At 64.3% G+C, this 8,615-nt stretch carries 7 protein-coding genes, 1 pseudogene and 1 riboswitch; of the genes and pseudogenes, 4 read left to right on the top strand and 4 right to left on the bottom strand.

Translation table 11 applies throughout. From position 1 onward, the window contains the following. Positions 1-397, top strand: a 397-nt coding sequence (locus EOA24_RS18885; RefSeq protein WP_245501819.1) for a DUF5682 family protein, incomplete at its 5' end; no start/stop codon positions are given. Next, positions 390-1,622, top strand: a complete 1,233-nt coding sequence (locus EOA24_RS18880; protein WP_127409973.1) for a VWA domain-containing protein — start codon at positions 390-392, stop codon at positions 1,620-1,622. The genes EOA24_RS18885 and EOA24_RS18880, both read left to right, overlap by 8 nt. Before the next feature lie 64 nt (positions 1,623-1,686). On the opposite strand, the gene fba is transcribed toward EOA24_RS18880, so the two are convergent. The 4 genes from fba to mtnK all read right to left on the bottom strand — a co-directional run bounded on the left by fba (position 1,687) and on the right by mtnK (position 6,269). After that, positions 1,687-2,751, bottom strand: a complete 1,065-nt coding sequence (fba, locus tag EOA24_RS18875; RefSeq protein WP_126078694.1) for a class II fructose-bisphosphate aldolase — start codon at positions 2,749-2,751, stop codon at positions 1,687-1,689. Between the two features lie 159 nt (positions 2,752-2,910). Further along, positions 2,911-3,378: a 6,7-dimethyl-8-ribityllumazine synthase gene (locus EOA24_RS18870; protein WP_126078693.1), complete on the bottom strand. Its 468-nt coding sequence runs from the start codon at positions 3,376-3,378 to the stop codon at positions 2,911-2,913. Positions 3,379-3,457: 79 nt separating this feature from the next. Further along, a riboswitch (FMN riboswitch) is annotated at positions 3,458-3,673 on the bottom strand. 233 nt (positions 3,674-3,906) lie between these two features. Next, positions 3,907-5,004 (bottom strand): S-methyl-5-thioribose-1-phosphate isomerase, encoded by a 1,098-nt coding sequence (mtnA, locus tag EOA24_RS18865; RefSeq protein ID WP_126078692.1) that lies wholly within the window; start codon positions 5,002-5,004, stop codon positions 3,907-3,909. After that, entirely contained in the window at positions 5,001-6,269 is a 1,269-nt protein-coding gene (mtnK, locus tag EOA24_RS18860) for an S-methyl-5-thioribose kinase (protein ID WP_126078691.1), read from the bottom strand. The genes mtnA and mtnK overlap by 4 nt, the downstream gene beginning before the upstream one ends. 138 nt (positions 6,270-6,407) lie before the next feature. Here mtnK and EOA24_RS18855 point away from each other — a divergent pair, with 138 nt between their 5' ends. Continuing rightward, the gene (locus EOA24_RS18855) at positions 6,408-7,919 is read left to right on the top strand and encodes a sugar ABC transporter ATP-binding protein (RefSeq protein WP_126078690.1); all 1,512 of its coding nucleotides are present in this window, start codon (positions 6,408-6,410) and stop codon (positions 7,917-7,919) included. A 78-nt stretch (positions 7,920-7,997) separates the two neighbouring features. Then, positions 7,998-8,615: pseudogene (locus tag EOA24_RS18850) on the top strand (ABC transporter permease); the annotation flags it as partial.

The following is an 8,615-nucleotide window of genomic DNA, read 5'->3' as shown; positions in this document are numbered from 1 at the left end:
GCTCTACGACGCTGGGCGGCTCTCAGCCGACGAGACCGCCGATCTCCTGGCAAGGCGCCTGTCGCCAGGAACGCCCGTGATTGATGCCGCCGCCTTCTTCGAAGGTTTCTTCAGCGGCGCCGGCCAGCGGCTGATCTATGACGAGGGCCTGCGCGGCGCCGTCGATGCCTGGCTGGCCTCGCTCGACGAGGAGGCTTTCGTGGCGCATCTTCCGCTGCTGCGCCGCGTCTTCTCCAATCTCGACAGCATGGAGCGTCGTCGCCTCATCGAGGCCGTGCTTGGCAAGAGAGCGAGCCTGCCGGCCGGGCTGATCCCGGCGCCGGATAGTGGCGCGGCATGGAACAGGCATTTTGGCCTTCTCGCAAAGCTGCTGGCAGGGGAGGCCAATCATGGCTGACGAAACGACCGGGCGGGATCTCGAAGCGGCAACGGACAATCGCGAGCGTCGCTGGCGGCTGGCGATCGGGGCCGACGACGAGACATCGTCGGCGCTGTCGGCCGAGGACCGAAAACTGTCGGCGGCGCTCGATGCGCTTTATGGCGACGGCAGCGGCGACACCGCCGGCGATCCGCGCAAGCGGCGCGGCGGGCTCGGCCGCTCGGCACCCCGCGTCGCGCAATGGATGGGCGACATCCGCTCCTTCTTCCCCGAGCAGGTCATCCAGGTCGTGCAGAAGGACGCCTTCGAGCGGCTGAACCTGAAGCAGATGCTGATGGAGCCCGAGTTCCTCAAGGCGATCGAGGCCGACGTCAATCTCGTCGCCGACCTCGTCTCGCTGCGCTCGGCGATGCCGGACAAGACCAAGGACATCGCCAGGTCGATCATTTCCGACATCGTCGCCAAGCTGATGCAGCGCCTGGAGCAGAAGACCGCGGAGGCGATCCGCGGCGCGCTCGATAAGTCGCGGCGCACCAACCGGCCGCGCCAGCGCGATATCGACTGGCCGCGCACGATCACGGCGAACCTTCGCCACTACCAGCCGGACCATAAGACCGTGGTTCCGGAAAAGCTGGTCGGCTTCATGCGTCGTCAGCGCCGATTGGTCGACCTCGACGAGGTGACGCTCTGCGTCGACCAGTCCGGCTCGATGGCAAGCTCGGTCATCTATGCCTCGATCTTCGCCGCCGTGATGGCCTCGCTGCCGGTGGTGCGGACGAAACTCGTCTGCTTCGACACGGCGATCGTCGATCTGACCGAAGAACTCAGCGATCCGGTCGAGGTGCTGTTCGGCGTCCAGCTCGGCGGCACCGACATCAACCAGGCGGTCGCCTATTGCGCCGAGCGCATCGAACGGCCGACCAAGGCGCATTTCGTCCTGATCACCGATCTCTACGAGGGCGGCAACGGCAAGGAGCTCCTGCAAAGGCTGGCAGCACTTGTCCGGTCGGGCGTCAACGTCGTCGTGCTCTTGGCGCTCACCAATCAGGGCCGTCCCGGCTACGATCCGTCGATGGCCGGGTCGGTCGCCGCGATCGGCATCCCGGTCTTCGCCTGTACGCCCGACCATTTCCCCGACATGATGGCGGCGGCGCTGCGTCGCGAGGATATCGGCGCCTGGGCGGCGGGCGCGGACATCAAGCTCGTCCGTGCCGACGCGGAGACGCCGAACGCCGCCGAATAGCGCTCGGCGGCGTTCGCTATGACCTTTTCCGCGACCTGATCATGACAGGTTATGCGGATGCTGCTTAGCCGAATTTCGGGTCGAGGCTGCCCGACTTGTAGTGCTTGGCCATCTCCGCCAGCGGAATCGGCTTGATCTTCGGCGCGTTGCCGGCGGTGCCGAACTGCTCGAAGCGCTCCTTGCAGAGCTTCTTCATGGCAGCCATCGCCGGCGTCAGATATTTGCGCGGATCGAACTCCGACGGGTTCTCGGTCAGCACCTTGCGGATCGCGCCGGTCAGCGCCATGCGGTTGTCGGTGTCGATGTTGATCTTGCGCACGCCATGCTTGATGCCGCGCTGGATCTCCTCCACCGGCACGCCCCAGGTCGGCTTCATCTGGCCGCCATATTTGTTGATGATCTCCTGCAACTCTTCCGGCACCGACGACGAGCCATGCATGACCAGATGCATGTTGGGCAGGCGGCGATGGATCTCCTCGATCACATTCATCGCCAGCACCGCGCCGTCCGGCTTGCGCGAGAATTTATAGGCGCCGTGGCTGGTGCCCATGGCCACCGCCAGCGCATCGACATGCGTATCCCGCACGAACTGCTCGGCCTGCACCGGGTCGGTCAAGAGCTGGTCGTGGCTGATCGCGCCTTCGACGCCATGGCCGTCCTCCTGCTCGCCGCCGCCGCTCTCAAGGGAGCCAAGCACGCCGATCTCGCCCTCCACCGACACGCCGCCCCAATGAGCCATGTCGACGACGCGGCGGGTGATGCCGGAATTATAAGCGTAATCGGCCGGAGACTTGCCGTCCTCCTTAAGCGAGCCGTCCATCATCACCGAGGTGAAGCCATACTGGATCGCGGTGACGCAGGTCGCTTCGTTGTTGCCGTGGTCGAGATGCATGCAGACCGGGATATCGGGATGGATCTCGACCAGCGCGTCGATCAGCTTGGCCAGCACCACGTCATTGGCGTAGGCGCGCGCGCCGCGGCTGGCCTGCAGGATGACTGGCGACTTGGTCTCCTCGGCCGCCTCCATGATGGCGAGGCCTTGTTCCATGTTGTTCATGTTGAAGGCAGGCACGCCATAGCCATGTTCGGCGGCATGGTCGAGCAATTGTCTCAGTGTGATGCGAGCCAACGAATAGTCTCCCGTATCTGTTGAAAGCGCGATTTAGCAGGTTGGGCCGAAACCCGGCCCAACTGCTTCTGGCCGGATTTCCGACGGACCGCAACCCACTCAGGTCGCGGTCCTGAAATCCAAATCGGTTTAGTTCTGATGCGCTGCTCGCGAAGCGGTTCAGGCCGCGATTCTGGCACGCGCGGCGAGGATCTCGACGCAGGCCTTCGCCGCCTCCTTGCCCTTCACGGTGAAATGCTCGTGGAAGAAGCGGTAATGCTCGGCGCTGTCATGGTAGTTGTGCGGCGTCAGCACCGCCGACAGCACCGGCACGCCGGTCGCAAGCTGCACATTCATCATCCCGTCAATGACGGCGCTCGCCACGAAGTCATGCCGGTAGATGCCGCCATTGACAACGAAGGCGGCGCCGAGGATCGCGGCATAGCGGCCGGTCTCGGCAAGCGTCTTGGCGTGCAGCGGAATTTCATAGGCTCCGGGCACGTCGAAGACCTCGACGGCAAAGCCGCCGAGCGCTGCAAGCTCGGCCTCGAACGCCGCTGCGCATTGGTCGACGATATCGGCATGCCAGCGCGCCCGAATGACGGCGACGCGAAGGGTAGTTTGGTCTTTAGGGAAATGCTGATTCATGGGTCCTTCCTTCCGTTTCGAACCAGAATCAGGACGCACGACGCAAAAACACGGCCCGCGCGAGCGGACCGTCTCCTGCGGCCGTTCTCTTCCATCCGGACTGTAACCGTCGGCTCCGGAATCGCACCGGATCTGCTGACCCTTCCACTAGAGCGCCACGCGTCCTTTTGGACGCGTAAAGGACGCTCTAGCACTTAAGAATCCACGCATTAATGCGTGGACTGGAAGGCGCTCGCGGGCTTGGGTCGAGACCCTTACCGCCGGTGGGGACTTTCACCCCGCCCTGAGAACATTAACGCGGGTTTTATGGGAGAGGAGGGTGGCGCTGTCAATCGGCCACGACATTTCGGTCGTCATCCTAGGGCGGAGCAAGGAGCGAAGCGACGCGCGCAGACCCTAGGATCCATGCCGTGACGCTAAGGCGTTGCAACGGCTCCAGAATTCTGCACCGTTGCACTCCTTGGCGAACGTAACGGCATGGATTCTCGGGTCAAGCCCGAGAATAACGAAGTGCCGAGGGGAGATCAGCTAATCACCCCGCTCCGGAAACATCGCCTTCAGCCCCTCTCGCGAGGCCTTGGCCACGCCGCGCTCGGTGATTAGCCCCGTCACCAACCTTGCCGGCGTCACGTCGAATGCCGGGTTTGCCGCCGGCGTCGCATCGGGCGAGACGCGCACCTGCGCGACCTTGCCGTCAGCCGTCTTCCCCCAGACCAGCGAGACCTCGTCGCCGGAGCGTTCCTCGATGGGGATTTCCTTCAGCCCGTCGGCCACCGTCCAGTCGATGGTGGGCGAGGGGAGCGCGACGTAGAAGGGCACCTCATTGTCGGCCGCGGCCAGCGCCTTGAGATAGGTGCCGATCTTGTTGCAGACGTCGCCATTGGCGGTGGTGCGGTCGGTGCCGACGATCACCATGTCGATGTCGCCATGCTGCATCAGATGGCCGCCGGCATTGTCGACGATCAGCGTGTGCGGCACGCCGTGGCCGGCCATCTCCCAGGCGGTCAGCTGGGCGCCTTGGTTGCGCGGCCTGGTCTCGTCGACATAGACATGGACAGGAATGCCGGCCTCGGTCGCCAGATAGATCGGCGCGGTGGCCGTGCCGTAGTCGACCGTCGCCAGCCAGCCGGCATTGCAGTGGGTGAGGATGTTGACGGTCTCGCCCGGCTTCTTCTTCGCCGCGATCTCCTTGATGATGGCAAGCCCGTTCTCGCCAATGGCGCGGTTTAAGCCCACATCCTCGTCGGCGATCTCGGCGGCCCGCTTGTAGGCCGCTTCGGCACGCTCCCCTGGCGCGAGGTGCTTGAGGTGCCGGCGCATCTCGTCCAGCGCCCAGCGCAGGTTGATCGCCGTCGGCCGCGTCTTGTTGAGCGTTTCCCACACCGTATCGAGCGCTTCGTCCGACGGGTCGTCCATCATCTGGATGGCGACGCCGTAAGCCGCGGTGACGCCGATCAGCGGCGCGCCGCGCACCCACATGTCGCGGATGGCAGTGGCGATGCCGGCGACGGTTCCGATCGACTCGATGCGGAATTCATGCGGCAGCCAGCGCTGGTCGATGATCTCGACCGAGCGCTTGTCGTCGCTGAGCCAGATGGTGCGGTAGTGGCGTTCGCCGACGTTCAAATTCTGTTCTCCTGTTCGATCAGCGCGGCCAGATTGTTGACCTCGTCGATGCTGTGGATCCGGCGCCGGTTGACGGCAATGTGGCGGCCGAAGCGCAAAGCCTTGGCCTCACATGTGGCGCGCAGGTCTTGATCGGCAATGGTTTCGAAATCGGCATTGTGGGCCAGCCCAAGGATGCGCCGGTGCACCTCGATGCCGGCAAAGCCGAGCAGGTCGGTCCAGATGGAATGCAGCATGTGGTCGAGCGCCTGCTCGGCGCCCAGCCTGTCGCCCTGATCCTCGAACAGGCTTTTCTGGTAGAGCATGCCGGTGCGCTCGCTGCGCCACAGATGCGAGAACTCGGCGCGGAAGGTTGCCCAGGTCTCGGCGGTGACGCCGAGCAGATAGGCGCGCATCGAGTCCCTGCTGCCTTTTTCCTCGTGTCCGCGCTGCGAGAAGAAGGCGATCCAGAAATTGGCAAGCAGCATGCCGACATCGAAGGCGATCGGGCCGTAGAAGGCGAACTCCGGATCGATCATCCGGGTCTCTGTGTCCGTCACCATGATCGAGCCCGAATGCAGGTCGCCATGCAGCAGCGTTTCGGCATTGGCGGCGAAGAGATGCTTCAGCCGCTGCGCCTCGACCTTGAGGTCGCGGTCGGCGCGCAATTCGGCAACCAGGCCGTCGAGCTGCGGCGACGTATGCCGGTTCATCTTGGCATCGAAATAGGGATCGGAAAACACCAGATTCTCGGTGATGTCGCAGAGCTCGACATTGTCGGCGAACAGCGCCAGATCGGCCTTGCGCTCTTTCGTGGCCATCGACAGATCCGAGCCGCGGAACAGCGTGCGGGCCATGAACAGGCCGATGTCACGCGCGATGTTCGGCAGTTCGCGGCCGTCGATCAGAGCGCGCCTGAGGATGACGTGCGGCGGCGCCAGATATTCCATCACGATCAGCGCCTGGGTCTCGTCAAAATGGTAGATCGCCGGCACCGAGCCGGGCGCCCGGCGCTCCTGCCTGGTCAGCGCATGATATTCGAAGAACGAGCGCTTCAAGGGCAACGGCCAGCTGTCGCCGACCAGCCGCACATAGGGCAGCGCCTGCTTCACCACCGCCGCACCTTGGTCGCCCTCGACGATGAAGACGAGGTTCAGATTGCCGTCACCGACCTCGCGTACTTTCCAGTGGCTGGCGTCCTTGCCGATGCGCTCGGTCAGCGCCGCGGTCTCGCCAAGGCGCTTCGGCAGCGTCTCCACCGACAATGCTTCGAACTTCCCGGTCATTCTCTCCCCTCCTGCTCGTGGTGTCCGACGATAGCGGAGCCACGGCGGCGGGGCCAAGCTAGGAAGCGCTCTGGCAAATGTCAATCGTGTTGACAATTGACGAATGAACCCATAGCGTCAGGAACCAGGGAGGAAGGAATGGGCGCAGATGCCGTGTTCCATGTGGAGGGCTTGAGGAAATCCTTCGGCCAGAACGAGGTGCTTGGCGGCATCTCGCTCGAACTGCATGCGGGCGAGGTCACCGTGCTGATGGGCGCCAACGGCGCCGGCAAGTCGACCCTGGTCAAGATCATCAGCGGCGTCTATGCGCGCGGTGCCGGCACGATGCGGCTGGCCGGCAACGCATTCGACCCGCAAACCCCCGCCGAAGCCATTCGCGCCGGCGTCGTCACCGTGCACCAGAACATCAATGACGGCGTGGTCGCCGACCTCGATGTCGCCACCAACCTGACGCTCGACCGGCTGAGCGGCAAAGGCGCGTCGATGCTGTTCAAGCCCGCCAATGTCCGTGCCGAAGCCAAGGCCGTCGCCGACCGCATGGGGCTGGCAATCGACCTCAAGGCGCGCGTCAGCGATCTGTCTCTGGCCGACCGGCAGATGGTGGCCATTTCGCGGGCCATGGCGCACCAGCCCAAGGTGCTGATCCTCGACGAGCCGACCTCCTCGCTGTCGAGCGCCGAGGCCGACCGGTTGTTTTCGCTGATCGACCGGCTGCGCGGTCATGGCGTTGCCATCCTCTATATCTCGCACCGCATGTCCGATATCAGGCGGCTCGCCGACCGCATCATGTCGATGCGCGACGGTGTCGTCTCCGGCGTCTTCGATCAAAAACCGCTTGATTACGAGGGCGCCGTCAACGCCATGCTCGGCCGCAAGATCCGTCTCGACAGGGTCGTTGCCAGAAGTTCCGTCAGCGCGGTCTTCACTGCAGAAGGCCTGCGGATCGCGCATGGCGCAAAACCGATCTCGATGACGCTCGGCGCCGGCGAGGTGGTGGCGATCACCGGCCTCGTCGGCGTCGGCAAGACGGCCTTGGCCGAAACGCTGTTTGGCGTGCGCAGAGCGCTTGCCGGCGCCATGCATATGGACGGCAAGCCCTACGCGCCGGGCTCGGCGCGCGAGGCGATCGCCGCCGGTGTCTTCCTGGTCGCCAAGGATCGCGCCGAGAGCGGCATTGTCGGCGGCTTCAACATCGAGCGCAATATCAGCCTGCCGTTCCTCAGGCGCATGTCCAGCCTTGGCGTCATTAAGAAGCGCGCCGAGCGCGTCGCCGCCCGCCGCCAGATCGACGAGCTCGGCATCGTCTGCCGTTCCGAGAAGGACGAGCTTTCGTCGCTCTCTGGCGGCAACCAGCAGAAGGTGATGGTGGCGCGCTGGATGTCGCAGGCCTCGCGCCTCTTCATCCTCGACGAGCCGTTCCAGGGCGTCGACATTTCGGCCCGGCGCGATATCGCCGCGAAGCTTCGGGCCAGCGCCGACGGCCGCGCGACGCTGATCTTCGTCACCGAGATCGACGAGGCGCTGGAAACCGCCGACCGCATCCTGGTGATGTCGGAACACACGATCGTCGGCGAGCACAGGAACGCCGATATCGACCTCGACCGGCTGCTGGCGGAAGTGGCCGGCGGACCGCTGCATGATGTTGCGTGAGATCGTGCGGATGACGAGACTTGGAGTGCAGGCATGAGTTCTAGTTTGGCAGAGAGGACAACAGCGCGGGAGCGTTCGATGACATTGCGCGACTATGCCATCCGCTACGGCTTCATCGTCCTGCTGGTCGGGTTGATCGCCTATTTCGCGATCGCTGCCGACGGTTTCGTTTCGCCGCAGAGCGCGGTCTTTATCTTCCAGTCGGTGGCCATTACCGGCGTGCTGGCGCTCGGCGTCACCGCGACGTTGGTCGTCGGCGGTTTCGACCTGTCGATCGGCTCGGTCGCCACAAGCGCCATGATGGCGGCGTCCTATGCCATGGTCGTGCTGGAGCAGAACGCCATCGTCGCGGTGATCTCCTGCCTGGTCATCGGCGTCATCGTCGGCCTGATCAATGGCTGGCTGATCGTCTATATGCGCGTGCCCGACCTGCTCGCGACGCTTGGCATGATGTTCCTCCTGCTCGGCCTGCAGCGCATCCCGACCGAAGGACGCTCGATCGCCACCGGCATGACCATGCCCGATGGCTCGGTCGCCAACGGCAAGTTCTCCGAAGCCTTCCTGGCGCTCGGCCGCCACCGCATCGACTTCTTCATCCCGAACCTGATCCCGGTCTCTGTGGTGGTGCTGGTGGTGCTCGCGCTGCTGATCTGGTTCTTCCTCGAATACACCCGTTTCGGCCGCATGATGTATGCC

The sequence above is a fragment of the Mesorhizobium sp. M2A.F.Ca.ET.039.01.1.1 genome (genome assembly GCF_003998035.1).
Taxonomy (GTDB): Bacteria; Pseudomonadota; Alphaproteobacteria; order Rhizobiales; family Rhizobiaceae; genus Mesorhizobium.
Note: the sequence above shows the minus strand (reverse complement) of the source record. Positions and strands in the feature narration are given on the sequence as shown.